Source organism: Nostoc sp. NMS8 (genome assembly GCF_017115045.1).
GTDB lineage: Bacteria > Cyanobacteriota > Cyanobacteriia > Cyanobacteriales > Nostocaceae > Nostoc.
The window spans coordinates 229,347-254,717 of the sequence record NZ_JABXKK010000068.1 but is presented as its reverse complement, the minus strand read 5'-3'; the positions used below and the strand labels follow the sequence as shown (position 1 = coordinate 254,717).

Below are 25,371 nucleotides of genomic sequence, written 5' to 3'. Positions count from 1 at the left end.
TTTCTTAGAACCAGCGTACATTCGGTCTACTACACTCCTTCAATATACAAGCGTAACTTTCTGTACGATTACTCATTTACCCCCAAGTATGCAAGAAAGGAAACCCCTACTGAAATCGTTATACTAACTGTGGGAGGCTGTTTATCTATTCAGCCAGATTCCATAATTGTGTTTTTTATAGCTTGTTGCACTATGTCCTTCTTCAAAACCCCGCTGATTGGTTTAAAAGCTGACTCATTTCGTCATCCATTAGACCTGGAAGCTACCAGAGCGCTCAAGCAGATACCAGGCATAGATATGTTAGTGCGAAATTGGCTCGGGCCAATGGCAGAGCAGGTTTTCTATGTGGAAAATATTGCCTCCAGTGTTTTGGTGGGTGAAAACCAACTGCCCGATTTATACAAATTGTTGTTAGATGCCTGTAAAATCCTGGACATAGATCCTCCCCAGTTATACGTTCGGCAGCATCCGGCTCCCAACGCCTATACTTTTGCTATGCGGAGTAAGCAGCCCTTTGTTGTGCTACACACTTCCCTGATTGATATGCTCACACCAGAGGAAATACAGGCAGTAATTGCCCATGAGTTGGGGCATCTCAAGTGTGACCATAGTGTTTACTTGACTCCTGTAAATTTATTAATATTAGCTGCGGCAATTGTGCCCAATGTTGGAACCTTCGTTGCTCAAGCCATACAGGCACAGCTTTTAGAATGGGTACGTTGTGCTGAGTTTACCTGCGATCGCGCCGCATTACTAGCAACCCAAGATCCGAAAGTTGTTATGTCAGTGTTGATGAAGTTGGCAGGTGGTTCTCCCGCCTTATCGCCACAACTAAATCTCGATGCCTTTATTGCTCAAGCCCGCGCTTACGATGATATTAGCAAGACCGAACTAGGTGAAATGGTAAAAGCTGCCCGTACAGCACAATTAACCCATCCAGTGCCAGTGCTACGGGCACGAGAAATTGATCGTTGGGCAAGCAGCACAGAATATCAAACTCTTTTGCAAACTCACGGACTGAAGTCTACTAATAATGAAGTTGCACCCAAAGGCGGATGGCGCAATTGGTAGAGTTACTAATCGCAACCATTTTTATACTTTGTGCAGGGGAAGGCGAGATCCTTGTCATCTACTAGACATTTCCAGAAATTAAATATGCATTATCCAGAATCCTTGTAGAAACGTAGCAGTGCTACGTTTCTACATTCTTTTTTACCAGAAATGCAGAATATTTAGTAAAGCTTTAGCAGTAGTTTTACGCATTAATTAATATATTTGTCAATATGATAAATGCAATGTCTGGCAACAAGAAGTGACTCTAGCCATTTAAAATTTTATGCAGAGCGATTTATCGCTTACTACGAACAAAAGTTATGCTTAAATTTAATGATGTCTACCTACTTTTCCAACAACGATCGCTTTCAACCCATCAACCTATTTGAGTACGAAAAGCTAGCAAAAGAGCGTCTGCCCCAAACGACACTTGATTACTATAGCAGTGGTGCTTGGGACGAAATCACATTACGAGATAATCGTGCTGCCTTTGAGCGAGTCAAGCTGCGACCTCGAATATTGGTCGATGTGAGCGATCGCAATCTAACTACCTCCATTTTAGGACAACCCCTGCAACTACCTTTGTTAATTGCGCCGATGGCTTTTCAGTGTCTAGCCCATCCAGACGGAGAAGTTGCCACAGCCATAGCTGCTGCATCAGCTGGTGTAGGCATGGTATTAAGTACAATGGCAACAAAGAGCATTGAAGAAGTGGCGACTGCATGTAACCAGTTTCCAGATTCTCTGCGATGGTTCCAGCTTTACATTCATAAAGACCGAGGATTGACTCGCGCTTTGGTAGAAAAAGCCTATAAAGCTGGCTACAAAGCACTTTGTCTGACTGTAGATGCACCTGTTCTCGGACAGCGCGAGAGAGATAGACGTAATGAGTTTGCTTTACCCCAAGACTTACACCTGGCTAATCTTGCCACCATCTCAGGATTAGATATTTCCCATGAAAAAGGCGAATCTGGGTTATTTACCTATTTTGCCCAACAGCTAAATCCAGCAGTCACTTGGCACGATTTGGAATGGTTACAGTCCTTGTCTCCGTTACCTTTAGTCATCAAAGGAGTTTTACGGGGAGATGATGCTGTGCGGGCTGTAGAATACGGAGCCAAAGCAATTGTTGTTTCCAATCATGGCGGTAGACAGCTTGATGGTGCGATCGCTTCTTTAGATGCCCTAAGTGAAATAGTAGCAGCAGTAGACGATAATGTAGAAGTACTGTTGGATGGAGGCATTCGTAGGGGCACAGACATTCTTAAAGCTCTGGCATTAGGAGCAAAAGCAGTACTAATCGGACGACCTATTTTGTGGGGACTAGCGGTAGCAGGACAAATCGGCGTATCTCATATCATCTCACTGCTGAAAGATGAGTTAAATGTGGGAATGGCACTTAGCGGCTGTGCCAAACTACAGGATATCGACCCTAGTTTATTGACCCTGCCAAGTCTTAAGCGGGAAAATTATTAAAACTGTTTGTTATTCCAGCAAAACTTTGAGAAATAATTTTCAGACTTGTTACAAAATCACTTAATTAGTGTATACTAGTTAAGGTTAGATATAAGGGCGGGTGGCGGAATTGGTAGACGCACCACACTCAAAATGTGGCGGCCTTGCGGTCATAGGAGTTCGATTCTCCTCCTGCCCACTACCAAGCAAGTGCTAGAGAGGTAAAAAACCGATGCGCCTGAAAAGATGGGAATCTCCCCGGAAAGAAGGTAGGAATGATAAAGGTAGAGGCGGTTCTGCAAGAAAGCGCCAACTCAAAAAACAAAGGCAAATGCTACGGCAAAGACTTAAAGAAAGTAACAAACCAGACAATAACAAAAACGAGAGAGCAGGGGGAGATAAGTTTATCTTCCCCTTGTTTTTTGGGCTTTTATCTAGGAAAAAAATAAAATTTAGGGAAGGGATTTTTCAACATAGAGAATAAATTCAATCATCTGTAATAGATTTGGAAATCTATAAGAAAAAGTTATTATACATTGTTTAAAATGTACTAAATTTAAATTAAACCTCTTAAGCGCATACTTACGTATCAAAATCGGTAGACTTGTCTGGCATTTTGCTTGGCGACGCGAGCATTCTGTGTAATAAATATTACTAAACCAAATACATATCTATAGAAAATTATCGCAATTATAATGTTTGTATGAACCAATCAAAAATTAATTATGAAGGAAGTATGAATTTTGTCATACTGCCCCTAAAATGCCTAACTTAAAACAGTAAGCTAGGACACAGCAGGAAACAATTACAATATTACCGATTGAGTCAAAAGTATACTAAGAAGGCAATTGCATCTCCATGTGTTAATTTCCAACGATGACACAAGCCTACAAAAAGTCAGGAGTCATCCGATGCGAACTATTCAATATTCGGAATGGTCTATGTAATCTAGGACTTACGCATTGACAGAAAAGCCAAAATAAGAGGTATAGTTTTCAAGGCTTCTAGGTAGGTTTTTCAGTCATATTTTGGCGATCGCCAGCAATCAAAAGTGACCGCCAAAAGCCTTAAACAACGTATTTACGTTAATACACAAGATAGTTTTTTTTACAGTGCGTAAGTCCTATAATCTATGGATTTTTTTCTTGGACACAGGAGTTATTAATTGTGGCGAGAGTGCTTCTACCTACTAAAAAAGTGCTTGATTTTTCTATTACTGCTTTACGCTTTGACGAACAGATACAAACAATACTGAAGTGGGCGAGTAAGCGTGAGAGTAAAAGTGTATATGTAGCAAATGTACACATGCTCATTGAAGCTCATTGGAATCCAGAGTTTGCTACCATATTGCGAAATGCAGATATAGTTACTCCTGATGGTATGCCTCTGGTATGGATGATGCGGAGGATGGGAGCTATTTGCCAAGACCGAGTAGCAGGGATGGATATTTTCTTAGCATTGTGTCAGCTAACTCAAACACAAAATATTAGTATTTTCTTTTTAGGTTCCCAAACAGAAATTCTTTCTAAGATGCGAAAAAGGTTAGAGCAGGAATTTCCGCAGGTGAAGATTGCGGCGATGGAACCTCTACCTTTTCGTCCCTTGACTGAAACTGAAGACGAAGCTTTGGTGAAAAAGATTAATTCTAGTGGTGCTACTGCTGTCTTAGTGTCTCTGGGATGTCCTAAACAAGAAAATTGGATAGCTCAACATAAGGGCAAGATACAAGCTGTAATGATTGGACTGGGTGGAGTTTTCCCTGTTTATGCAGGAATTTACAAGCGGGCACCCCGTATAGTTAGAGACTTAGGACTTGAATGGCTTTATCGATGTATTCAAGAACCACGGCGCCTTTTCAGTCGCTATGCTAAGACTATTCCACTCTTTATATGGCTGGCTACTAAGCAACTACTATCATCAAGTCGGATTGCAGCAGTCTTTCTTCACGAAACTGGGGAGTGAAGAAAAATAAATGGTGTGTTCCTGCTTAGGAGGAATAGACCTTAAGCCATTATCAAGTGAAGCATATTTTAGATGCAGAGGAAATTGCGATCGCAGAATTTTGTGCTTTAAGCCTAGCATCACCTTTATTTTTAATTTTTAGCTCCTATTTTATAAATAATAAGACTTCCTTCTCTGCGTTCGCGCAGCGTGTCGCAGACAGACGCTACGCGAACATTTAGCAATTTATTTAACAACTCTTCTAGCTTTGATAATTTAGAGCAGAACATCAAAAAGCCAAAATACCCGACTTCTTCAGGAAGTCGGGTATTTTGTATCTTGTCAAGCATAACTAGTTTTAAAATTTTTGGAAAGTGTAGAGACGTGATGAATTACGTCTCTACAAAAATTTTGCTAATCAAGCTAGCACTCTATTCTCTACTCCTTGCTCAGGGAATATCAAAAAAGTTTCGCTTGGTTCTCAAACAACTCATATTTTTCTGCAAAAATGGAATTTACCCCATTTATATTCCTAGAGTTTCTGCAAAAAAATTATGAATTCTTAGTCAATATTTTTCTTCACACCATCTTTCACGTCTTCAATCCCATGACGTACTTCGCTTTCAGCTTGCTTTGCTTTACCCTTTGCTTTATCTTCTGGATCTCCAGTGATATTTCCTAATGCTTCTTGGGCTTTACCTTCAACATTTTTAGCAGCAGCTTTTGCGCGATCTTCAATGCTCATTTTGTACTCCTGATTTAATGGAAAGCTCATTTCAAAGCTGTATAAATCACTTTGAAATAAATTCTTTGTGATTACTCTTACACAGTAGCTTAAAGTTTTTGCTAAAGCCTTCCACCACAAGGCATATTAAATAATTCATAATTCATAATTCATAATTCATAATCAAGAAAAGCAATTGTAGTAAGCATCCTAGCTTTTAGCTGAATGGAAATTACAGCCAGAAAAGTTTAGTTATCTATGCTTAAAGACATAGAACAAGCAAATATACTAGTCTCTTAGAAATCGCGGCTACACAAACCTACTCCTTTGGAGAACCCGGAGGGTAATCCGCCTACGCGGACTCAAAGAATTTGAAACCCACGGAGGTGGGTAAAGTCTCGTATAGCTGGGAATTTCATTCGCGAGGGCAAGGCGTGTTTTTACCATACTCAGCACTTTTCATAAAAGTGAAATACTCCCAACAAGTGCAAATATCGTAATCTCTACTCTCGACTCTATTAACTAAAAAACCCAGTTGCTATATGAAACTGGGTTGATAAAGTTATGGGGATGTTTTTTGTCTAATCTAGAAAACCCATCAGGCTTTCAGAATTGTCAATTTCATTTGGTGCTATGGGACGATTCCCGAAGGTGGAATAACTGTCAGAAATTGCCAATGAACTTGAGGCAATTGGACGAATCCCAGAGAGATTTATACTTTCAACAACTTGGAATGTATTAGCACCAATTGGACGAATACCCATTGAGTTATAGGTTTCAACTACTTCTAATGTACTGATGCTAACGGGACGCACCCCAGCAATTGAGAGGTGTTCAGCAACTTCTAAGTCGCTAGCGCCTATAGGACGAATTCCAGAAATGGCGAGTGTTCCAGAAGCTCCCACTGGCAGTTCAGTAACCTCCTCGACTTTATCAGCATTCAAGCTCTGGTCTTGTTGATTTTCAACTTCGTCTTTACTTGCCCCTGGAGACTTGGCATTGTTTTGCCGAGAACCGATTGCTTTGCCAGCGCTACTAATAGCCATAAACGAACACCTCTGGTTTGTTAATTGAATTTTACAATAATTAAGGAAAGATGAAATTTTTTTCCATATACCTTAGAGTTTAACCTTAAAAAACCTCATATAGATATAAGAATCTTTAAAACAGACAGATAGATAAGTAAATTTAAATAAATAATTTTTGTAAAGAATTATTACTATTTATTTGCTCTAATAAGCCAGCTAGAATGGATACAGGGCGGAATCGTCACCATGAGATCGGGTATTTCCAGCAAAACTGTATGACAGAATTTTGTCTTCAAGCTCCCTTTAGTCCCACAGGCGATCAACCACAAGCGATCGCACAACTTACTGCTAGTATCCAAGCGGGTAATCGTTACCAAACTTTACTAGGAGCTACTGGAACTGGTAAGACATTTTCGGTAGCAGCAGTTATTGAGAAAATTGGCAAGCCTACTTTAGTTCTGGCGCATAATAAAACCCTGGCTGCACAGCTTTGCAACGAGTTGCGAGATTTCTTCCCCAACAACGCAGTTGAGTATTTTGTCAGCTACTACGATTATTATCAGCCAGAAGCGTATATTCCCGTTACCGATACTTATATTGAAAAAACGGCGGCAATTAATGATGAAATAGATATGTTGCGGCATTCAGCGACGCGATCGCTTTTTGAACGCCGTGATGTCATTGTCGTTGCTTCCATCAGTTGTATCTACGGTTTGGGAATGCCAGCAGAATATCTAAAAGCTGCCATCCCTCTTCAGATAGGTATGGAAGTAAATCAACGCCAAATCTTACGAGATTTAGCAAATGTTCAATATAGCCGCAACGACATAGAAATGGGTCGGGGAAAATTTCGCGTCCGTGGTGATGTCTTAGAAATTGGCCCAGCTTATGAAGACCGAATTATTCGTGTCGAATTTTTTGGTGATGAAATTGACGCGATTCGCTATATTGATCCAGTGACAGGGGAAATTCTCAAGAGTTTGGAAGCGGTGAATGTTTACCCCGCACGCCACTTCGTAACCCCAGAAGAACGGTTAGAAGTAGCTTGTAATGACATCGCAGCCGAGTTAAAACAACAAAAACTAGACTTAGAACAAGCTGGGAAATTATTAGAAGCGCAACGCATAGATCAACGTACACGCTATGACCTAGAAATGCTACGCGAAGTGGGTTACTGCAACGGCGTTGAAAATTATTCCCGTCACTTAGCAGGAAGACAAGCTGGAGAATCACCAGAATGTTTAATTGATTATTTTCCCAAAGATTGGCTACTAATTATCGATGAATCTCACGTTACCGTGCCCCAAATTCGTGGGATGTATAACGGCGATCAAGCTAGAAAAAAAGTTTTAATTGAACATGGATTTCGGCTTCCTAGCGCTGCTGATAATCGTCCTTTGAAAGCCGAGGAATTTTGGGAAAAGGTGAATCAGTGTATTTTTGTATCAGCAACTCCGGGAAATTGGGAAATAGAAGTTTCTGAAGACCATGTAGTTGAGCAAGTGATTCGACCAACTGGGGTGGTTGATCCAGAAATTTCCGTGCGTCCCACAGAAGGACAAATTGATGATTTGTTGGGAGAAATTAAAGATAGAGCCGATCGCCATGAACGAGTGTTAATTACCACGTTAACCAAACGCATGGCGGAAGATTTAACCGAATATTTGCAAGACCACGGTATCAGGGTACGGTATTTACATTCTGAGATTACTTCTATTGAGCGCATTGAAATTTTGCAGAACTTGCGCGAGGGGAAATTTGATGTTTTGGTTGGTGTAAATTTGCTGCGGGAAGGCTTGGATTTACCCGAAGTTTCATTAGTAGCAATTATGGATGCAGATAAAGAAGGTTTCTTGCGAACCGAGCGTTCCTTAATTCAAACTATTGGTAGGGCCGCGCGTCACGTTCAGGGACAAGCAATTTTGTATGCCGATAATATGACAGGTAGCATGATTAAAGCTATTGATGAAACAGATAGACGACGTGGTATTCAAACAGCACATAATCGACTGCATGGGATTACACCACAACCAATTGTCAAAAAATCAAGTAACGCAATTTTAGCTTTTTTAGATGTATCTCGGCGGTTAAATGCAACTGACCTGAAAGTAGTAGATGAACATCTAGATGAACTGCCATTAGAACAGATTCCAGGGTTGATTACTCTGTTAGAAGCGCAGATGAAAGAAGCGGCGAAGAAACTGGAATTTGAAGAGGCGGGAAAATTGCGCGATCGCATTAAGCATCTGCGGGATAAAATGTTGGGACGTTAACGTGAATCTTATGCTCATGAATGTTCGCCTCATTAGCGTCCAACTTGCTGCCAAGAAGCGATAATGGATCAGATGCCATTTACGTTTTAAGAGTGTGGTAGCAATGACTGAGTTACTTGAGCGTGCGATCGCCCAACTGAAAACTCTACCTGTTGCCGAACAGGATGCGATCGCTGCTCGTCTACTTGCCGAGATAGAGGATGAGCAAAGATGGAAGGCTCAGTTTGAATCTACAACAGATGCTCAGTGGGATCGTCTAGCTGATATGGTACGGCAGGAAATTGCTGCTGGCGACATCACTCCTTTAGCTGACGTTTTTCCCTGTGAGCAATGAAGTCAAGTGTTACAAAGGTATTTCGCAAAAAACTTGATGAACTTCCTGCATCAGTTCAAGAGCAAGCTGCCAAAGCCTATGCTATTTGGCGTTCAGACCCTTACCACAATAGTCTTCAGTTCAAACGAGTTAGCCAGCGCCAACCAATCTATTCGGCTCGTGTTAGTTTAGACTACCGCGTTCTTGGCTTGTTGCAGGATGATCATATTTACTGGTTCTGGATTAGCGCACATGCAGAGTATGACGAGTTGCTTCAGAGGTTGTAGCGCCAGCAGCCTAACCCTTAGCTTCTCCAAGCGCGTAGGCGTAGCCCGTCGTAGAGATCGCATTAAACACCTGCGGGATAAAATGCTAGGAAGTTAACGTAAATTTTATGCTCACCAATATTCGCCTAATTAGTGTTCGAGAATATCACCAAATGGCGGAAATGGGAATTTTTCATCCTGAAGAACGCTTAGAATTAATCGCGGGACAAATCATTAGAATGTCAGCAAAAGGTACTGCTCACGAATCAGTAATCACCCGCACAGAAAGGTTATTACGTCAACGTTTGGGTGACAAAGTTTTATTAAGAATCCAGTCACCAGTGCAACTTGATGATTATTCGGAACCAGAACCAGATATTTCAGTGGTGAAGCTCAATCCATTAGATTATGAGGATCACCATCCCAATGCTTCTGAAGTATTTTTACTGATTGAAATAGCTGATTCCAGTCTCAAATACGATCGAGAAGTCAAAGCGATCGCATACTCTAAGTCAGGGATTATTGAGTACTGGATTTTAGATGTGAATGGACGCAAGTTGTATATGTATCGTCTCCCTAGTCCAGACGGCTATCACAGTGAGAGCATACTTGCAGAGGACGTGACAATTTCACCTTTAGCTTTTGGAGATTGTGCGATCGCTATTCGGGAATTGTTGCGGAAAGTTTAGGAGGCGATCGCCATAAAGCATCTACGAGATAAATTAGTGCTTGGTTAGGGTAGCAATTTGGTGGATGTGGAAATAGCGATGTATACAACAGGCTACACCTACGTCCATTTGTACTGTCAAGTGCAGTTAACCAAAGCTACAGACAATTGAATAGATGAGCGATGAGGATGAGTAGACGCCTAGAGGCATATACAGAACATTTCCGTCTATATTGACCGAAAAAGGATAATATCTAGAAAATTTCAATATTTTCACTCCCAATTAAATATTTATGCGTAAAAGTTTTGTATAGTTTTTTGATATTAGACCCATCCGAAAACTCGCAAGCCAATATTTACAAGGCTTTGAGACCAGTCCTTGCAGATTCTGTTTCAACGAAGAAATCAGGGTTTGATATAGTTACTGATAGTTTAGAGCAGAAAAATACATAATCTTGTCTGACGCAAACATAATTTTTAATTAATATGAATTATGTCGGTAAGACAACAGTTCCGATTCGTAGGCGTACCAGACCACAAACTAACAAAACTATTTCATTATAAACATCAGCATTGAGTCTAAATCTTTGTGATGCAACTTGGAAAATTTTCACAACACGTATTAAATGCTCTACAAATATACGCTTGCTAGATAGAACTTTATTTGACTCTTTTTGTTGCTCGCTTAATTGTTGTTGCTTTTTTTTCTTATGAGGTGTACTAATATTTGTACCGCCTTGATACGCTTTATCACCTTCAAATTCTTGTTCTTTATCAAATTTGGAAAGCTGCTCTCGGAATATTTTTATGTCTGCCGTTGGTCCAGGATAACCTACTTTAATATCAATTAAATCTTTTCCCTCGGGTAAGCAAACTATTTGGTTTTTGATAGTATGCTGCTTTTTCTTTCCTGAGAAAAACTTTTTTTGATCTTCGTTGTCAGATGGTCTCTCTATAGGTTGTTCTACACTATCTACTAACAACTTAAAACTAGTTAAAATTTCTTGGACAATTATTAAATCGCCTTCATTTTCTTCCACTTGTTCTAGTAAACTAGCAGGCAGAATTTGACGCAGAATTTTTCTCCAGTAATGAAAAGTATCATTCGCTTCAGTCTTTGATATACCAAATAACATTCCCAAAACCTCAAATGTCGGTATTTGTCTCAGATAAAACAAGCATAAACATACTTGTTCTGGGATTGATAATAATTCTTTACGTCCACCGCCACGGCGATGTATTCTAATTTTCCTCTTTTCTAATTTGAGTTTTTCTTCTTCATGATATTGTTTAGCATGATTTACCAGGTCGATAAATTGCTCATAACTAATTCCTAACAGTTGTTTGGTGCGCGCGGGATATTTTTGTATATAATCGAAAGTACTAATCATTTCATTACGTGGTGGTAGATAGTCAATTTTACTTTCTACCATTTTTTTGTGCCGAAATCATATTCCGGACGTGTCTATTGTCAATATCAAAAAATATTAATATCATGATTATAAGGCTTGTAACCCGTTATTTGTCTGAATCTATTAGTAGGATTTTAAAAAAATTCCGTATACTAAATAGTTAGATGCTGAAACATTAAAGAATAGGCTAATTTCATGAATCAAAATGATTTATACACTGATTACAACAACATTGACTTGGACGTTACTCTCAAGACAGGAACCATCCATAATGGACTAAAGTTAAAATGCTTTTTGCTTCGTACATACTCCGAACAATATGATGCATGTGATGCTCATGCATTAATCTACTTTTCCGAAATTAACGGAATAAGAGTTAATGGAAAAAGAATTGAGCTTACTGACTATTCAACTTTCCAAAACTCCCAAGGTCAAGTGTGGAAAATTGATAATTACCGAGAAAACTCTCCTCCAGAAGCTCCTGGACTGATCTTTCGTCTTAAAAGGTCAAGTTAAGTTTTGAGATCCAAGGCTAAGTGGATAGTCAAATGAATTTAATTGCAGTAAGTAGGTAGGCACAAATAAACCTAACAATGTGACAAAATATAAAAAGCTTATAACCCTTGCGATTGCTTCACTTCGCTGCGCTCTGTTCGCCATGACATAGTTAAAAATTTTCCCACCCACTTATCTCTTCAGCGCAGCAGACAGAAGCCGCTGGTTCTAAATTCTAGGTTATCTAGCTATGTCCAGGACAGGCTACGCCTACGCCGATTTGTACCGACAAGTGCAGTTTTAAACCGAAGACACCGAAAAATAAGATCCCTTCCAGAAATTCCCCTAAAATTACAAGTAGGAGAACCTCTAAGGAGAAATCATGGCTATTGATGCAGAAATTTTACAAATACTAGATCAAATGCCAGAGTCCCTTAAACAAGAACTCTTGCATTATGCCAAATATTTAGTTGAGAATTATTCAAAAGCTGTTTCCCAAGAGAGTTTACTACAAACAAAGCGTCGATCTGGCATCTTAAAAGTAACTTTTGTTTTACCTTTGCCTGATGACTTTGATGAACCTCTCGAAGTTTTTAAGGAATATATGGAATGAGTGCTTTCCTTTTAGATACTCATGCCTTTATCTGGCTAACTGAAAATGACTCCAACCTTCCAGATAATCTGAGGATGACGATCAATACCGCAGATATAGTTTATCTCAGCATCGCTAGTCTTTGGGAAATTGCCATCAAGTTGAACCTTGGCAAATTATCGCTTCAACAGAGCTATGAAACGATAGGTTCTGCAATCGACGATTCAGATATCCTCATAATTCCGATATCTTTTGCCGATACAGTTCAAGTTCGGAATCTCCTGCTACATCATGGCGATCTATTTGACTGGATGTTGATTGCACAGGCTATCAATCACTCCTTAATTATTATTAGCAGGGATAAAAATTCGATGCTTATTCTGTTCAGAGGATGTGGAAATAGTCATACCAAAAGAGAACGCCCTTTTTTCGCTATCCTAAAAAAGTAAATCATTAAGAGATCGCCCCAATGGTTGCTTTACCCGACAACATTTTGATGAGTGCAGAAGAATATCTAGTTTGGGAACCTACCCAAGAGGAACGCTACGAGTATTGGGATGGTGAAGTTGTGATGATGAGTGGTGCTACACGCAACCATAATCGGATTTCTCTCAATTTCTCAAAGCTCTTAGATGATGCCCTAGCAAATCGCTCCTGTGAAGTCTACATTGTAGATGTTAAGGTGCAGGTAGAACCTGGGCAAAAGTATTTTTATCCAGATGTGGTGGTAACTTGCGACGATCGCGATACCGATCCACAATTGGTACAATTTCCCTGCTTAATTATCGAAGTGCTATCACCTTCAACGGAAGCAGCCGATAGGGGGAAAAAGTTTGCCAAATATCGTCAATCTCCAACCTTGCAAGAATATGTCTTAGTACAAGTAGCTCAACCGATTGTAGAAGTCTTTCGGCGCAACGAACAGGGAAAATGGGTGTTGTCGGAGTATAGTTTAGGCGATATATTGCGGCTGGAATCTGTGGATATAGAAATAGCCATTGCCGATTTGTACCGCCAAGTGCAGTTTGAAACCGAAGTAAAAGATGCGTAGCAAATAAGAGTCTACATGCAATCCTGTTGAAGTTACTAAACGGTGCGATCGCGCTGATAAGACCAAGCCGCTAATAAACCAAAAGCACCACAAGCCCAAAGTAGCCAAAGTAAATGTAGAATTAGGTGGTTATCGTGGTTCAAGTTAACCGCCGATAGAATTAACTGCCGAAAGTGGTAGAACGGCGAGAATGCAATTAAATCTTGGACGATTTGCGGTACTGGAAGTGGAATTGAACCGCAAGCAACAGGAATAACAATTAGCGATAGGCTAAGAATGGAATCAGCACTTTTGGGATTTAGCAAGTACCCCAATGCAAGACCGAGAATCGCAAAAGGGATAATTCCTAAGATTAGGCTTAATATCAGAGCTAACCCTTCAGTCAAACCCATTCTCATCTCAAGTTGCCAGCTTCCTAATCCGAAGATTAATAAAAGGCTCACTGTACAAATGAGAAGCGAGGTAGCAATCTTAGCCGCCATATATACTGCTGGTGGTAAAGGTGTGGCTCTCAAAAGCTTCAGCCATTTTTCCAATCGCTCAACTGCAATTCGTTTACCCAATCGGTCGATGACAATTGTGAAAAGTATGATGCCAGACAGGTAAACGACTGTTTCTGTTGCCCCTTCTCCTTTCAATCCTTGCAATTTTAACAACGGAACGAATCCCACCAGTGCGAGTGTTGCAATTAAAAAGACTGGAGTGCGAAGTAGTTGAAGGATTTCAAACCAGAATTGTTGTTGAAAAATCCGTTGGATGTTCTGAGAAGAAGTTTCAGGTAAATTATTTGTATTTATAGTATTTTCAGGCTGATCTAATAAAGCGTTATCTTCTAAATTTATTAGCTCCTGAGTTAGCTGTCCTTCAGGGGGAATTTCAGTAATTTTATGAACAGTGACATGGCGAGTTGCTAAAGTACTTAATTTGTCCCAGTCGGATTTATTATTTGTCACCATTATAATAGTGACTCCTCGTTTACGGCAGAGTTTGATTTCCTGCCAAAAATTTTCATATCCTTTTTCATCTAGACCTATAGTTGGTTCATCAAGGATGAGTAGTTCGGGATTGCCTGCTATAGCAAGGGCAAAATTAAGTCACTGTTTATGCCCACCATTGAATTTAATTGCCCAATCGTTTTCTTCATCTTTAAGATTAACTTTATTCAATATTTCTTCAGTTGAAAGTGGATTAGGATAGTAGCTTATAAACAATTCAATAAGTTCCTTTACCTTAACATTTGTTGGAAACCGTATATCTTGGAAAGCTACTCCAACACGGATTTTTGAGTTAGGACTCTGTGGTGAAAGCCCCATTAGCTCAACTTCTCCACTACTGGGTTTGAGTAACCCTAAAATCAGATTCAGTAGAGTAGTCTTGCCAGCCCCATTTTCCCCGCGCAACCAGATGAATTCGCCTCGCTTAACAATCAGATTGATATCCTGTAAGATAGGAACTTGCTGGAATTCTTTGGAAACTACCTTAGAAACGTGCTTAAGTTCGATAATATTCATAGCTTGTCTTAGAGAAAATATAGATAAGATTTAGAGTTAATGGAGTGTCATTTGCATTAGAAACCAAACCGCAAAAGAAGCGGCAACAGCAGGCATTAACGAAACACCGAAAAAAGTGGTTAAAATTACGAGTGCTGCTGTTCCTCCTGCCAATCCCCAAAAGTTCATCGCAAGTGAGTTGGTGGAATCAATTGGCTGCATACAAGTGCTGAATAAGCAAAATTCACTTCCTTTCGTTAAAAGAAAGAATGTGGCAACCATTACAACTCCGAAAAATCCTAAAACAACCAATTTGTTCAGGTGTAATGGAAATCCTGAACCGACAATTTTCAAGGAAACGGCTGGAGTTTCTATAGGATTGGGATGAGATTGTATTTGCCCATCTGAACTGGGAACGACTTGCGGGTTGTTGGAGGAGGATTGCACAAGATCGGGAGATTGTTGAGGGTTTTTAGAAGGTTGCATTTTGGTTGATTACTCCTTTATTTCGTGAAATATTCGACAAAGTTGAAAATTAAGATAGTGTTACTAAGGCGTTGTCTTAATTGCAAGCCAGACTGCTGCACCAACTACTACGGCGGCAGCTAGAGGAACACCGCCAAGAATAGCCACAAGAGTTGCAACTCCAATTCCAATAACACCGCCTGTGATCTCTGGATGCTCTTTTACTATCTTGAGAACATCTTCTCTCTCTAGCAGTTTAGGTGGTGGAGATATGCTAGGTGTATAAGGTTGAAGAGTAGGCGAGGATTTAGGTGATAGACTACGATCGCTCTTTGCTATTTGTTTTTGTTCTTGAGAGCGATCGCGCCGAGTTTCAGGTTTCTTAGATGAACTAGAATTAAGTTGCAGCAGTTTAGGTTGGCACTCTACTGGGAGTGTACCAGACCAGTGAATCATGGGATGGCAAGAATGTTGAATCTGCAAAGTTTCTATGACTAAAAGCGGTGTCCAAAGTAAAAAACATCCAACAAGGATTGTTTGGAACTTATAGCGAAGCCATCGGTCGATTAAACTGGGAAAGTTTGTGAGAATTTGCATGATTTAATTTGCGATGTTTTACTTAAAGTGCGTTATTTATCTGCTCTAGTGAAATATGCGATCACATATCTCTCTCACCTTCTTTATCTCTCCAGTTTCCTATATCTCCCTCCTCCTTAGTTGACTGAGAAATTTCAAGAGCCATATTTGTATAATTCCCAAAAAACCTATCGAAATAACAGTTTCAGATTCAAAATAAGATTAGTTCGGAGGATGTTCATAATAAGATTCCAGATAAAGGTTATAAGAATCTTAGCAATCTGACCTTCCGACTGTCTTTGAATTTGATGCTATCTTCCCAAACAAGTCGCATACAATGGTAAAAATTCTGAAGAATTTGTAAATAGTTACACTTCCTGAAAGCCTAATTTTGCATTAAAGTACTTGTCTTATGCAAAGTATTCCATATCAATACCGACTGCTGATTTTGTTTTTGCTGATGGGTTTAGTTGTAGCGGTAGACTACTGGCGTAATCCCACAAAACCGACAAAATTTCAGGAATACTCGTTTTTAATAGTGTCTGGTTTAATCGGTGCTGCGTTTGGTATCGTTAATGATCAGATTACCTGTACTCTCTCACCCGCTTACTTTTATTACTTCAAAAATGTTCCTTATGGTTCTAATTTTCGTTGGGAAGTCAGTGAGGTTGGATTTCAAGCAGGGTTTTTTGCTGGTTTTTTAAGCTACGGCATATTTCTCTTGGTTAATCAGAGACGAAAGTTACCTTTGTCTTATCGTCAATTACTAAAAATGGCACAGTATCCGATTATTTGGGCAATTGTAGTTGCTCAAATCACAGGATTCATATTTGATTATTTTCAATTTCCCTTCTTTGCTGATCAGATTACGCCAGTCGTTCAGCCAACAGAAGTTTCTAGATTTATGTTGGTTTGGGGAATCCATATTGGACTTTACATCGGTGCAGTGTTAGAGGATGTTTGAAAAGTTCTCTTGTCGGTATCAAAAATTTTAGATCCCCCTAAATTCCCCTTAAAAAGGGGGACTTTGATTCCGGTTCCCCCCTTTTTAAGGGGAGCCAGCGCGGTCTTGGGGTCTCCCCAAGTGGAGCGACTGGCGTGGGTTAGGGGGGATCTAAAGTGCCTAAAGTCATAGCAAAACACTTTTCAAACAACCTCTTAGGAATTGTGCATGGTGTAGCAAAGATTCGTCGAAGAGTGCCATATCTACCACAATAACAAAGCTAACAATTCCCTTGGAGTGGACTAACGAAGGTTATCTGTTGAAATACAATCGGAAAGTTTTTGATGAGAAGCGATCGCCTGGCGCTCGAAAAGGTGGGTTTTTAAGAAAAGCGTAGGGAAAGTAGCTATTGATTAAAATGCTTGTAATCCTTTTTTTATGGGTATTGAAGCCAGCTATAGGCGTGTAACACCTCAAGAGTTTGAAAGATTGCAAAATGACGTTACCCATGCAGGTGTCTATTTTGGTGATGACTTAGAAACGGATGAAGAGATTTATACCTACTTTGAAAACCTAAGAAATAGCGATCGCTATCTCGATATCGATAGTGACCAGCAAACATTGGTAGCTTATCTAACTTAGTTTATGCTCGCTCGTAGCTTCTTATGTACCTGCGCTAAATACCACATATAATCATCAATTTTGTAATTATCAGCAGCTTTAACTATATAATCCTGAGCTAAATCAGTATTATTGTGGGCTTCGTAATATAATCCCAAGTAAAGATGACTGTAAAAATTTCCTTTTATCTCTTCTGATTGACCAACAATTAAAATATCATCTGGTGTACAATTCCCAGAATACAAATCATATACGCGCTGCATAATACGTCGAGGATCATTTTTCACAGTGAGTAAAGAATTACGTGCCTCTTCAACACCTAAAGAACGAGCTATGCAGAGATATCGCCATACTGTTTCTTCTACATCTTGAGCATTCACTGTCAAATCTATTTCAAATTGTTCAGCGCCTTCAGCAAATCTTTCTGCATAATAATACGATAATCCCCGTTGCCAGAGGTAAGGTTTGATACGATCATCCAACTGCTCCGCCATATCAAAATCTTGAATAGATTCATCAATCTTGGCTAGTTGAAAGTTAACCATACCCCGGCGAACGTAAGCATTGGGATTTTTCGGCTGATTGCGAATGGTTTCGTTCCAGCGCTGGAGTTGATTTTCCAGAGAATTTAAAAAAAACATGGGTTTGCTAACTAATATGCATTAAATAGAATATTTTCAGGCTTTGGGAGAAATCGTCAACCCCTAAAATGAGTCAAGTTTTGTCATACTAAATTCTTGACGTTATATTTCTACTTTTTTATGACCAGTGTGATTGAGTTTCCTTGGCAGCAAGAGGCTATTATTCTCCACAGTCAATATCTAATAAATAGTTTTCAGCATTGGACAGGAAATTGTTTGCTAGATGCCAATGCTTCTGAATTTGAAACAGCAAAGGCGTTATTTGAAGCACCTTTTGTCTTAGTTTCTCACGGCACTGAGTCAGATCCAATTTTCAACTATGGTAATCGCAAAGCGTTGGAACTATGGGAACTTTCTTGGAAAGAATTTACCAAAATGCCTTCCCGGAAATCGGCTGAAGAGGTTGTGCAGGAAGAACGCGATCGCCTATTATCAGAAGCAGCAACTAAAGGCTTTATCAATAATTATTCCGGTATCCGCACTTCTAGCACTGGTAAACGCTTTTACATAGAAGATACCATCCTATGGAACATTTTAGATGAACAAAATCAGCACTGTGGTCAAGCTGCTTTTTTCTGTAACTGGAAATTTATCGCATGAAACCTACTGTTTCAGGGGGAAATCCTACAATAAATCTTAAATATAAAACTGAGATCCATCCATGAGGTAGAAGAAACTACTTACAAGATTCAGTATTCTAGAATCGCTGTCTTAACAAATCAGGAAAAACGCCCGTGGTTCCAATTAGCGATAATAATCCGACAAAAATCACGCCCTATGTAACTTATGGGCTGATTGCTGTCAATGTCCTCGCTTTTCTGTATGAAGCTAATCTTCCCCCACAAGCATTAAATGGGTTTTTACACCTTGCGGCTGTCGTTCCACGAGAACTGACTTTAAGCTTTGGTGGTACTTCTTTACATCAACCGGTGCCAGAGTGGGCAACTTTGATTACTTCACAATTTTTGCACGGTGGTTTCTTGCACTTAGCCGGTAATATGTTGTTTCTCTGGATTTTTGGCAATAACGTTGAAGATAAGTTAGGTCATGCCAAATATTTGCTATTTTATTTATCTTGCGGAGTTTTGGCATCTTTGACACAGTGGTTCTTCGCTCAAGATTCTAGCATTCCTTCTTTGGGTGCGAGTGGTGCGATCGCAGGTATTCTTGGTGCATACATTCTCCGCTTTCCCAACGCTGAAGTTCTCGGTGTTGTACCTTTAGGGTTTTTCTTCCCAACTTTCCGCGTCCCCGCATATTTCTTTTTAGGATTCTGGTTTCTCGAACAAGCCTTCTACGGACTTGCCAGCCTTGAAACACGTACTAACATCGGTATGGAAAGCGGTGGTATTGCCTACTGGGCCCATGCGGGGGGGTTTATATTTGGGGCAATTCTTGGCCCACTGTTGGGTTTATTTAGCGATAAATCCCAGGAAGAATCTTGGTATAAGTAATTTTTCATAGGATTGTAGTGGCTTTCAATTATACTGATTGATTTAATAGATGAAATTATCTAACGTTCGCAACCGCTAGCCATGACAAGCTATATTGCAGTTAGTCAATAATTTAGGAAAAACACCTGTGTTTCCCCTCTACGACGAAAATCCGACGCGAATCACCCCGTATTTCACCTACGGGTTAATTGGCATGAATATTATAGTTTTTATTCACGAGGTGAGCCTGTCAAATGCACAATTGAGTCAGTTTTTGAGCCAGTATGCAGTAGTGCCTCAAGAGTTAAGCACTAATTTGAATGGAGAGTGGATAACATTATTTACGTCGCAATTCTTACACGGCGGTTGGTGGCACTTAATCTCAAATATGGTGTTTCTCTGGGTTTTCGGTAATAATATTGAAGATCGTTTAGGTCATGCCAAATATCTGGTTTTTTATTTGGCGTGTGGTGCTTTAGCTGCCTTGTGCCAATGGTTTATTGGCATGAATTCTGAGATTCCTTCCTTGGGGGCAAGTGGTGCAATTTCTGGAGTTTTAGGTGCGTACATTATCCGCTTTCCCCACACTAAAGTTGTCACCTTAATATTTTTAGGGTTTTTCATTACCACAATTAGGGTGCCAGCACTAGTAATAATTGGACTTTTTATTGTCCAAAATGTCATATCCGGTCTTGCTGCCCTGCAAACAGCCGCTAACATGACTGTGGAAACTGGTGGAGTTGCTTATTGGGCACACATTGGTGGTTTTGCTTTTGGGATAATTCTCGCTCCCTTATTTGGCTTGTTTCGGCGAGACTAAATTCAGCATTTCCGAAAATTCGTAACTAAACAATTACTACTTCTCAATTCTCTGCGTTAAAGTTTGCACATTTTACAACTTTAGTTTTTGTTAGCACTTACCGAAACTTCTTCAGATTCTTCTACCTCAGATGTAAATGTTGATGATTTTACAACTTCTTCAGGTGCGGAAACGATGATATCAGCACCATTGATAATAGCTCCCAATAACCCTAGTTCAGATTCAACCAATTGATCGATAGCTTCACCTAGCATATTTTCTTGTGTATAGTGTGGTCGTGCCACTAGTACGATCCCATCGCTGTAGGGTTGGATTAACAAAGGGTCATTGGATATACTGAGTGGACTAGTATCTAAAATTACTAGATCGAAACGTTCGCGGACATCTTCCATCAGCCGCCGCATTTCGCTTGATTCAAGAATCGCAGCAGATTGCCGCACCGGGCCAGGACTGGGAAGAATATATAAATTTTCCACATCAGGAACTAAACGGATACATTCACTCAAATTAGCGTAATAACGCAGGGGTTCAATACCGGCTTCAGGGTCAGGAATTACTTTCAGGGATGCACTACGGGAAGGCGATCGCAAATCTGTTTCGATAATTAAGGTTCTTTTACCAGCACGGGCTGAAGCAACACCCAAGTTATAAGCACTTGCCGTTTTTCCCTCTAAGCTACTGGTGCTAGTAATCAACACTACCTTTAAGGTTTTACCACCAATCCGGCGCAGATTACTACGGAATTTTTCATAAAATTCTAAATAAGGAGAGTCGCCGGAAAGCACCACTGGCACAGCGTCTTGATCCAAATCATCAACTGGCATTAAAGGCAATTCTCCCAACACTGCCACTTCCCGTTGCTTGAGGCTCTGGCGGATATCCTCTCTGGTTTTGAAAGTTCCTTCCAACGCTCCTAGCAAAAATATCACCCCGCCACCAATTACCACACCTAAGAAACCGCCCACAGCAAGGGTAATAGGTACACTCTTCGGAGGTTTGACATCGACCGTGACTGTAGGGCGTCTGGCAATGCTGAGACTGCTAGTAGTTTCTGCCTCTGCGGTTTTAGCATCGGTTAGCTTCACCTGCATTTGATCGTAGATAGCTTTTTTCAGTGCAACTTCCTGTTCTAAACGCGATCGCTCTAATTGCTTATTGGGTATCAGAGAATACTCTTGTCGTAGTTGCGCTTCCTGGCGGATTTCTTGAGATAGTTGTTGTTGCAGCGTCTCCCGTTGGGTTTGCAAAGACACCATTTGGTTTGCCAATTGCTGGCGGGCTGGATCTAAGCTACTTTGGGTGCGAATACCTGCAACATTACCCTGAAGCGGAGCCGCTGCGCCATCACCACCTAACACCTCAGCCGCACGTTGTTGCAGCAATTCCTCAGCAGCTTGTTTCTGACGCATCAACTGAACCATTGTTGGGTGTTCCGGTCGCAAATCTTTTCTGAGTAGAGCGATTTGCGACTCACTTTGATAAATTTGCGCTCGCAAATTACCAATAATTGGATCGGCACTCAAAGCCGAAGAAACATACGCCTGTCCGACTGTTAAGCCTAATTTATTTTGTAAACTGCGAACTTGACCATCAACCCCAGAAATAGTTAATTGAATTTGCCGTTGGAGATTTTGGCTGGCAGTGATAGCGCTTAACAAACTACCATTCTCTGCCGCTAATATTGCTGTTCGCTCGATGCGATCGTACTGTTCCAACTTCTTCTCAGCGATTTGCAACTCACGTTTAGTTGGTGGTGTGCGATCGTTAATTTTTTCAATAATTGCTTGTAATCGCCCAGTATTGATATCACTGCTCAACTTGATCATTGATTGCATCAATTCTGTCAAGACCTGTACACCTCGTTTGGGATCAGTATCTACATATTTCAATTCCAAAATACTAGATTCCAATTCTCCACTCCTGGGGTTTTTTTTCGGAATAGAAAGTACGACACTAGCACCGAGCTTTGCCGGTTTGACACCGACTTTTTCTGCCACTGCTGCAACTATCTGGTTTGAGAGTAAAACTTCCTGACTCAATTCCTTTCCTTGCTGTTGGATCTCAGTACCAGTTGCAGAGAAAGAAACTGGTGGCCCACTATAGGTAAGTGCGGCAGATGCTATATAGCTAGCAGGTGGGTCTGGTTGCATAGCGACCACAGTTGACCCAGCGACAACTAAAGCAAAACTAGCTAATCCAATCCACTTGTACTTATCAAAAGCAATAAGATAGCGCTTAACAATTGGTGGGGTCATGGTCGCTTCACTCCAATTAAAAATTAAAAATTAAAAATTAAAAATTAGGAAGCACCAAACTAAAGATAGTGGCTTTGATCCAAGGACGCTATCAACTTCCTACTTTATATCTTGGTTGATATCTTTAATATTTTTCCATTAGTGAATTCAAAGACAAGTTGGAGATGTGACTTTCTCGACTTGAAACTATGTCCAGCTTGTATCCTTTTTTTAGAGTCACTAATTTGACCCACCACCGAAGTTGTCAAAAAATCGGAGAAAGGATTGAACATTGAAGAAAGGTTGAGTAATGGTAGTCAGTAAATTGGTAATTCTACCAATGAGATTCCGACCAACAACAATGACATCATTATCTTGAAGTGCCACATTTTGAGAAGCATCACCGCCTAGAGCTTTTTTAGCATCAAGTTTTTGGGTAACAGCTTTACCTTGTTCAGGATCAAAGCGAACCAAAGCGATATCGCGGAGGTTAGCGGTGTCAAGATTTACTCCTCCCAAAGCATCTACAAATGTACTACCGTTAGGCAGCGCTTGAGTGGAAATACCTCCCGCAGCGTAGTTTAAAACCCGGACTCTAATCTGTGGCACAGCCAAGGATGAACGTGCTACCAAATTGCGGTCATAGCCGTCATCATTACCAACTTCACGACGGGGTACGAGTATGGCATCTCCATCTTGTAAGCGTAAATTCGGAATTGAACCGCCATTTTGCAGTGCTGCATATAAATCAATAGTTTGTGAAATCACAGAACCATCCATTAACTTGCGGCGTACTTGCACCTGTCGTAAGTCTGCATTCAAGGTTGAACCACCAGATATTAGCAAAGCATCAGCAACGCGAGGTGTTGATGAATTAATCGGATAAATTCCTGGTCGAAATATTTCCCCGCTAATGGTCACTTGAACTGGTCGCGTCCCTAACAAAGATACTACTACAATTGGATCTGGGAAAAAGCGACTCAAACCCAAGCGAATTTTTTCTTGAGCTTCTTCCAAGGTTAAACCTTGTAATGACACTGTTCCTACTTGCGGCACTATAATATTGCCTTCTGGACTAATTACAGCTTGAAAATTTAAGTCTTGACGCTGCGCTGCTAAGGCTAAAACTATCACTGGATCAACCACATAACGATTTAAACCCAAGCGAATTTTTTCTTGAGCTTCCTGCAAAGTTAAACCTTGTAAGAAAACTGTTCCCAGTAACGGCACTACAATATTACCTTCTGGGTTGATTAAAGCTTGAAAGCTCAAATCTGGAAAGCGCTGAACCGAAACGCTAATTCCATCACCTATACCTAAGCGGTATGGGCCAGGGGGGCGCTGAAGCACAACGCCAACTCCATCTCCTGGCCCCAAGAGGTAGCGGCTGAGTTGTGGAGAAATTTCGTTATTTGCACTTGGGGGTACAACCTCAGTACCAGGCACCGGTGAGGGAGGTTGCCCTGGTGATTGTCCTTGAGGTGGAAAAGGCTGGGCAACAACCAGTTGGATAGGTGTTGTTAAGAAAACTCCTACTTGAAGACTGACAAGACACAGGGCGCTGAATCCACGCATATAATAACTGGGATCTATGAACATCGTTGTAGAAAATACTGATATAGAAATTAGTCGCGCCGAGTCGTTATTTTACTCTAAAAATGTCTTATATGTCTCTTTTGTATGCAAGTATTTACCAAGGAAAAGAGAAAAGTTTGGAGTACTTGTTATGCTAAATACGTCTGCCAATAAGCTTAAAATCCTTGCTGGGCTATAATAACAGCCGTTAATATTAGATTTGAGATAAAATTTATGAAATTGAAGCTACAACTCCCTGTAAGGCTTGATTTTCAAGGCAAGTAAAGAGCTTTATTTAAAAATAGAGCATAATTAATTATGTACTGAAGAACCAAAAGTTTTACTAAATTTTATTTCCAACTTCATCTTTTAGGATTTCAGCTTGAACGCAATTTCATCGAGATACTTTTGATGAATCTCTGCACAAAGGCATCTTTAACAGACTCTACAAAGGGCCTGCCATTAATGTAGCTTGCACTGTTTCCCCAATAGACTGGGCTACAGACCAAGATGTTTCTACCTGTCCCAAAGGTTCCATTGGAATTAAAATACTGACGCCCACCCAAGGAGTGCGTTGCTTACGCCACTGTGCTAATTGATCCGCTACAAACCAGTGAAAAGGCGATGAATTTCCGCCGCCTGGCATGGCGTACCATTGCAAGACAGCAAAAGTTTGTTGTGGTGTGGAGGCGCGAAAGAACCTAGCTTTTACTTGAGTTTTGACATTAGAAGCCAACTTGGCAGGTGGTTTGACAGTAAATTCAGCAGAACGAGATTGAGCTACATCCCATTTTCCCCAACGCGATCTTCCCCAGCCGTTAACGTCTGTCCACTCTACCTCTGGTTGATCCATAGGCCCATTTTGCGGTAACAAAAGTAGAATTGCCTGGGATTCAGAGCCTTCTTTTTTAATTATCTGCAAAGACCATCGATGTTCGCCAATTTGTTGTTGTGCTTGTTCAATGGTTTGCCAACCAGGAAGGGTTAACCCAGTCTTGTGGATCTGTTTTAATTGTCTGAGGGTAGTAACAGGGGGTGGCTGTTTCCATTGCCAGTGTCCTGTTAGGTATCCGGGAATCCCTGCAATTGCCAGTAGCAGTAGCAATAACAAGAGTGCTGCTACTTGACTCAATTGGTTTTCCTTGAAAAACTTGGAGAAGGAAGTCATCAGTAAAATTTGCAATACTTACGCAAAATTTTACTTTATAAAATAACATTGTGAGTTCAGTAATATTTAGGACTTACGTATAAGGGATGAAAAATTAAGGAAGTGGGCAATTTGGAGATGGAGAAGCAGGGAGCG

At 40.5% G+C, this 25,371-nt stretch carries 27 protein-coding genes and 1 tRNA gene; 17 read left to right on the top strand and 11 right to left on the bottom strand.

The window, feature by feature from the left end:
• The first annotated feature begins 192 nt into the window (after positions 1 to 192).
• The 5 genes from HWQ39_RS13975 (at position 193) to HWQ39_RS13955 (ending at position 4,470) form a co-directional block, all read left to right on the top strand.
• Complete coding sequence (locus HWQ39_RS13975) at positions 193 to 1,071, top strand: M48 family metallopeptidase (RefSeq protein WP_292845609.1); 879 nt, start codon at positions 193 to 195, stop codon at positions 1,069 to 1,071.
• 318 nt (positions 1,072 to 1,389) lie between these two features.
• Positions 1,390 to 2,529 carry an alpha-hydroxy acid oxidase gene (locus tag HWQ39_RS13970; RefSeq protein WP_292845695.1) on the top strand — a complete coding sequence of 380 codons (1,140 nt, stop codon included), beginning with the start codon at positions 1,390 to 1,392 and terminating at the stop codon, positions 2,527 to 2,529.
• Between the two features lie 94 nt (positions 2,530 to 2,623).
• Positions 2,624 to 2,707, top strand: a tRNA-Leu gene (locus tag HWQ39_RS13965).
• A gap of 33 nt (positions 2,708 to 2,740) precedes the next feature.
• Entirely contained in the window at positions 2,741 to 2,992 is a 252-nt protein-coding gene (locus tag HWQ39_RS13960) for a hypothetical protein (protein WP_292845606.1), read from the top strand.
• Between the two features lie 680 nt (positions 2,993 to 3,672).
• Positions 3,673 to 4,470, top strand: a complete 798-nt coding sequence (locus HWQ39_RS13955; protein ID WP_292845692.1) for a WecB/TagA/CpsF family glycosyltransferase — start codon at positions 3,673 to 3,675, stop codon at positions 4,468 to 4,470.
• Between the two features lie 541 nt (positions 4,471 to 5,011).
• Here HWQ39_RS13955 and HWQ39_RS13950 read toward each other — a convergent pair.
• Both HWQ39_RS13950 and HWQ39_RS13945 read right to left on the bottom strand, forming a co-directional pair.
• A complete protein-coding gene (locus tag HWQ39_RS13950) occupies positions 5,012 to 5,194 on the bottom strand; it encodes a CsbD family protein (RefSeq protein ID WP_273768282.1) in 183 nt (60 codons plus the stop codon).
• 560 nt (positions 5,195 to 5,754) lie between these two features.
• The gene (locus HWQ39_RS13945) at positions 5,755 to 6,219 is read right to left on the bottom strand and encodes a hypothetical protein (protein ID WP_292845602.1); all 465 of its coding nucleotides are present in this window, start codon (positions 6,217 to 6,219) and stop codon (positions 5,755 to 5,757) included.
• A gap of 257 nt (positions 6,220 to 6,476) precedes the next feature.
• On the opposite strand from HWQ39_RS13945, the gene uvrB reads away from it, so the two are divergent.
• From uvrB to HWQ39_RS13925, 4 genes are all read left to right on the top strand, one after another.
• Entirely contained in the window at positions 6,477 to 8,474 is a 1,998-nt protein-coding gene (gene uvrB, locus HWQ39_RS13940; protein WP_292845599.1) for an excinuclease ABC subunit UvrB, read from the top strand.
• Positions 8,475 to 8,577: 103 nt separating this feature from the next.
• The gene (locus HWQ39_RS13935; protein WP_292845596.1) at positions 8,578 to 8,808 is read left to right on the top strand and encodes a hypothetical protein; all 231 of its coding nucleotides are present in this window, start codon (positions 8,578 to 8,580) and stop codon (positions 8,806 to 8,808) included.
• Complete coding sequence (locus HWQ39_RS13930; protein WP_292845593.1) at positions 8,805 to 9,074, top strand: hypothetical protein; 270 nt, start codon at positions 8,805 to 8,807, stop codon at positions 9,072 to 9,074. The genes HWQ39_RS13935 and HWQ39_RS13930 overlap by 4 nt, the downstream gene beginning before the upstream one ends.
• Positions 9,075 to 9,181: 107 nt before the next feature.
• Positions 9,182 to 9,742: a Uma2 family endonuclease gene (locus HWQ39_RS13925; RefSeq protein WP_292845591.1), complete on the top strand. Its 561-nt coding sequence runs from the start codon at positions 9,182 to 9,184 to the stop codon at positions 9,740 to 9,742.
• Positions 9,743 to 10,211: 469 nt separating this feature from the next.
• Here the strand turns inward: HWQ39_RS13925 and HWQ39_RS13920 are convergent, their stop codons facing one another.
• Entirely contained in the window at positions 10,212 to 11,111 is a 900-nt protein-coding gene (locus HWQ39_RS13920; RefSeq protein WP_292845689.1) for a transposase family protein, read from the bottom strand.
• An 898-nt stretch (positions 11,112 to 12,009) separates the two neighbouring features.
• Between HWQ39_RS13920 and HWQ39_RS13915 the strand changes: the two genes are divergently transcribed.
• From HWQ39_RS13915 to HWQ39_RS13905, 3 genes are read left to right on the top strand one after another with little or no spacing between them, the layout of a single operon-like run.
• Complete coding sequence (locus HWQ39_RS13915) at positions 12,010 to 12,240, top strand: DUF2281 domain-containing protein (protein WP_292845588.1); 231 nt, start codon at positions 12,010 to 12,012, stop codon at positions 12,238 to 12,240.
• Positions 12,237 to 12,668, top strand: coding sequence for a type II toxin-antitoxin system VapC family toxin (locus tag HWQ39_RS13910; RefSeq protein ID WP_292845585.1), 432 nt, complete (start codon positions 12,237 to 12,239; stop codon positions 12,666 to 12,668). The genes HWQ39_RS13915 and HWQ39_RS13910 overlap by 4 nt, the downstream gene beginning before the upstream one ends.
• Before the next feature lie 20 nt (positions 12,669 to 12,688).
• Complete coding sequence (locus HWQ39_RS13905; protein WP_292845582.1) at positions 12,689 to 13,270, top strand: Uma2 family endonuclease; 582 nt, start codon at positions 12,689 to 12,691, stop codon at positions 13,268 to 13,270.
• Positions 13,271 to 13,305: 35 nt separating this feature from the next.
• Here HWQ39_RS13905 and HWQ39_RS13900 read toward each other — a convergent pair whose 3' ends face one another.
• The 4 genes from HWQ39_RS13900 to HWQ39_RS13885 form a co-directional block, all read right to left on the bottom strand.
• Entirely contained in the window at positions 13,306 to 14,226 is a 921-nt protein-coding gene (locus HWQ39_RS13900; RefSeq protein ID WP_292845579.1) for an ABC transporter permease, read from the bottom strand.
• Positions 14,227 to 14,364: 138 nt separating this feature from the next.
• Entirely contained in the window at positions 14,365 to 14,781 is a 417-nt protein-coding gene (locus tag HWQ39_RS13895) for an ATP-binding cassette domain-containing protein (RefSeq protein WP_292845576.1), read from the bottom strand.
• A gap of 36 nt (positions 14,782 to 14,817) precedes the next feature.
• Positions 14,818 to 15,246, bottom strand: coding sequence for a hypothetical protein (locus HWQ39_RS13890; protein WP_292845573.1), 429 nt, complete (start codon positions 15,244 to 15,246; stop codon positions 14,818 to 14,820).
• A gap of 63 nt (positions 15,247 to 15,309) precedes the next feature.
• A complete protein-coding gene (locus HWQ39_RS13885) occupies positions 15,310 to 15,822 on the bottom strand; it encodes a hypothetical protein (protein WP_292845570.1) in 513 nt (170 codons plus the stop codon).
• 391 nt (positions 15,823 to 16,213) lie between these two features.
• Between HWQ39_RS13885 and HWQ39_RS13880 the strand changes: the two genes are divergently transcribed.
• Both HWQ39_RS13880 and HWQ39_RS13875 read left to right on the top strand, forming a co-directional pair.
• Positions 16,214 to 16,765: a hypothetical protein gene (locus HWQ39_RS13880; protein WP_292845567.1), complete on the top strand. Its 552-nt coding sequence runs from the start codon at positions 16,214 to 16,216 to the stop codon at positions 16,763 to 16,765.
• 417 nt (positions 16,766 to 17,182) lie between these two features.
• Positions 17,183 to 17,386, top strand: coding sequence for a hypothetical protein (locus HWQ39_RS13875; protein WP_292845564.1), 204 nt, complete (start codon positions 17,183 to 17,185; stop codon positions 17,384 to 17,386).
• On the opposite strand, the gene HWQ39_RS13870 is transcribed toward HWQ39_RS13875, so the two are convergent.
• On the bottom strand, positions 17,383 to 18,006 hold the full coding sequence (locus HWQ39_RS13870) for a hypothetical protein (protein WP_292845561.1): 624 nt from the start codon (positions 18,004 to 18,006) through the stop codon (positions 17,383 to 17,385). The two genes, HWQ39_RS13875 and HWQ39_RS13870, sit on opposite strands and share 4 nt — an antisense overlap.
• Before the next feature lie 120 nt (positions 18,007 to 18,126).
• On the opposite strand from HWQ39_RS13870, the gene HWQ39_RS13865 reads away from it, so the two are divergent.
• From HWQ39_RS13865 to HWQ39_RS13855, 3 genes are all read left to right on the top strand, one after another.
• Positions 18,127 to 18,606, top strand: a complete 480-nt coding sequence (locus HWQ39_RS13865; RefSeq protein WP_292845558.1) for an MEKHLA domain-containing protein — start codon at positions 18,127 to 18,129, stop codon at positions 18,604 to 18,606.
• A gap of 134 nt (positions 18,607 to 18,740) precedes the next feature.
• Entirely contained in the window at positions 18,741 to 19,460 is a 720-nt protein-coding gene (locus tag HWQ39_RS13860; protein ID WP_292845555.1) for a rhomboid family intramembrane serine protease, read from the top strand.
• 127 nt (positions 19,461 to 19,587) lie between these two features.
• Positions 19,588 to 20,259 (top strand): rhomboid family intramembrane serine protease, encoded by a 672-nt coding sequence (locus tag HWQ39_RS13855; protein WP_292845686.1) that lies wholly within the window; start codon positions 19,588 to 19,590, stop codon positions 20,257 to 20,259.
• Between the two features lie 80 nt (positions 20,260 to 20,339).
• On the opposite strand, the gene HWQ39_RS13850 is transcribed toward HWQ39_RS13855, so the two are convergent.
• From HWQ39_RS13850 to HWQ39_RS13840, 3 genes are all read right to left on the bottom strand, one after another.
• Positions 20,340 to 22,514, bottom strand: coding sequence for a polysaccharide biosynthesis tyrosine autokinase (locus HWQ39_RS13850; RefSeq protein WP_292845553.1), 2,175 nt, complete (start codon positions 22,512 to 22,514; stop codon positions 20,340 to 20,342).
• A 219-nt stretch (positions 22,515 to 22,733) separates the two neighbouring features.
• Positions 22,734 to 24,092, bottom strand: a complete 1,359-nt coding sequence (locus tag HWQ39_RS13845; protein ID WP_292845550.1) for a polysaccharide biosynthesis/export family protein — start codon at positions 24,090 to 24,092, stop codon at positions 22,734 to 22,736.
• Positions 24,093 to 24,513: 421 nt separating this feature from the next.
• Positions 24,514 to 25,236 (bottom strand): cyanoexosortase B system-associated protein, encoded by a 723-nt coding sequence (locus tag HWQ39_RS13840; RefSeq protein WP_292845547.1) that lies wholly within the window; start codon positions 25,234 to 25,236, stop codon positions 24,514 to 24,516.
• Between the last annotated feature and the right edge of the window lie 135 nt (positions 25,237 to 25,371).

What these genes read in the sequence shown, in the direction of transcription:
- HWQ39_RS13865 (WP_292845558.1), top strand. Translation starts at nt 18,127, where the DNA reads ATGACCAGTGTGATTGAGTTTCCTTGGCAGCAAGAGGCTATTATTCTC.
- HWQ39_RS13880 (WP_292845567.1), top strand. Translation starts at nt 16,214, where the DNA reads ATGCAAAGTATTCCATATCAATACCGACTGCTGATTTTGTTTTTGCTG.
- HWQ39_RS13885 (WP_292845570.1), bottom strand. Translation starts at nt 15,822, where the DNA reads ATGCAAATTCTCACAAACTTTCCCAGTTTAATCGACCGATGGCTTCGC.
- HWQ39_RS13850 (WP_292845553.1), bottom strand. Translation starts at nt 22,514, where the DNA reads ATGACCCCACCAATTGTTAAGCGCTATCTTATTGCTTTTGATAAGTAC.
- HWQ39_RS13925 (WP_292845591.1), top strand. Translation starts at nt 9,182, where the DNA reads ATGCTCACCAATATTCGCCTAATTAGTGTTCGAGAATATCACCAAATG.
- uvrB (WP_292845599.1), top strand. Translation starts at nt 6,477, where the DNA reads ATGACAGAATTTTGTCTTCAAGCTCCCTTTAGTCCCACAGGCGATCAA.
- HWQ39_RS13910 (WP_292845585.1), top strand. Translation starts at nt 12,237, where the DNA reads ATGAGTGCTTTCCTTTTAGATACTCATGCCTTTATCTGGCTAACTGAA.
- HWQ39_RS13870 (WP_292845561.1), bottom strand. Translation starts at nt 18,006, where the DNA reads ATGTTTTTTTTAAATTCTCTGGAAAATCAACTCCAGCGCTGGAACGAA.
- HWQ39_RS13920 (WP_292845689.1), bottom strand. Translation starts at nt 11,111, where the DNA reads ATGATTAGTACTTTCGATTATATACAAAAATATCCCGCGCGCACCAAA.
- HWQ39_RS13845 (WP_292845550.1), bottom strand. Translation starts at nt 24,092, where the DNA reads ATGTTCATAGATCCCAGTTATTATATGCGTGGATTCAGCGCCCTGTGT.
- HWQ39_RS13930 (WP_292845593.1), top strand. Translation starts at nt 8,805, where the DNA reads ATGAAGTCAAGTGTTACAAAGGTATTTCGCAAAAAACTTGATGAACTT.
- HWQ39_RS13890 (WP_292845573.1), bottom strand. Translation starts at nt 15,246, where the DNA reads ATGCAACCTTCTAAAAACCCTCAACAATCTCCCGATCTTGTGCAATCC.
- HWQ39_RS13895 (WP_292845576.1), bottom strand. Translation starts at nt 14,781, where the DNA reads ATGAATATTATCGAACTTAAGCACGTTTCTAAGGTAGTTTCCAAAGAA.
- HWQ39_RS13945 (WP_292845602.1), bottom strand. Translation starts at nt 6,219, where the DNA reads ATGGCTATTAGTAGCGCTGGCAAAGCAATCGGTTCTCGGCAAAACAAT.
- HWQ39_RS13935 (WP_292845596.1), top strand. Translation starts at nt 8,578, where the DNA reads ATGACTGAGTTACTTGAGCGTGCGATCGCCCAACTGAAAACTCTACCT.
- HWQ39_RS13900 (WP_292845579.1), bottom strand. Translation starts at nt 14,226, where the DNA reads ATGGTGACAAATAATAAATCCGACTGGGACAAATTAAGTACTTTAGCA.
- HWQ39_RS13840 (WP_292845547.1), bottom strand. Translation starts at nt 25,236, where the DNA reads ATGACTTCCTTCTCCAAGTTTTTCAAGGAAAACCAATTGAGTCAAGTA.
- HWQ39_RS13905 (WP_292845582.1), top strand. Translation starts at nt 12,689, where the DNA reads ATGGTTGCTTTACCCGACAACATTTTGATGAGTGCAGAAGAATATCTA.
- HWQ39_RS13960 (WP_292845606.1), top strand. Translation starts at nt 2,741, where the DNA reads ATGCGCCTGAAAAGATGGGAATCTCCCCGGAAAGAAGGTAGGAATGAT.
- HWQ39_RS13975 (WP_292845609.1), top strand. Translation starts at nt 193, where the DNA reads ATGTCCTTCTTCAAAACCCCGCTGATTGGTTTAAAAGCTGACTCATTT.
- HWQ39_RS13915 (WP_292845588.1), top strand. Translation starts at nt 12,010, where the DNA reads ATGGCTATTGATGCAGAAATTTTACAAATACTAGATCAAATGCCAGAG.
- HWQ39_RS13875 (WP_292845564.1), top strand. Translation starts at nt 17,183, where the DNA reads ATGGGTATTGAAGCCAGCTATAGGCGTGTAACACCTCAAGAGTTTGAA.
- HWQ39_RS13970 (WP_292845695.1), top strand. Translation starts at nt 1,390, where the DNA reads ATGTCTACCTACTTTTCCAACAACGATCGCTTTCAACCCATCAACCTA.
- HWQ39_RS13950 (WP_273768282.1), bottom strand. Translation starts at nt 5,194, where the DNA reads ATGAGCATTGAAGATCGCGCAAAAGCTGCTGCTAAAAATGTTGAAGGT.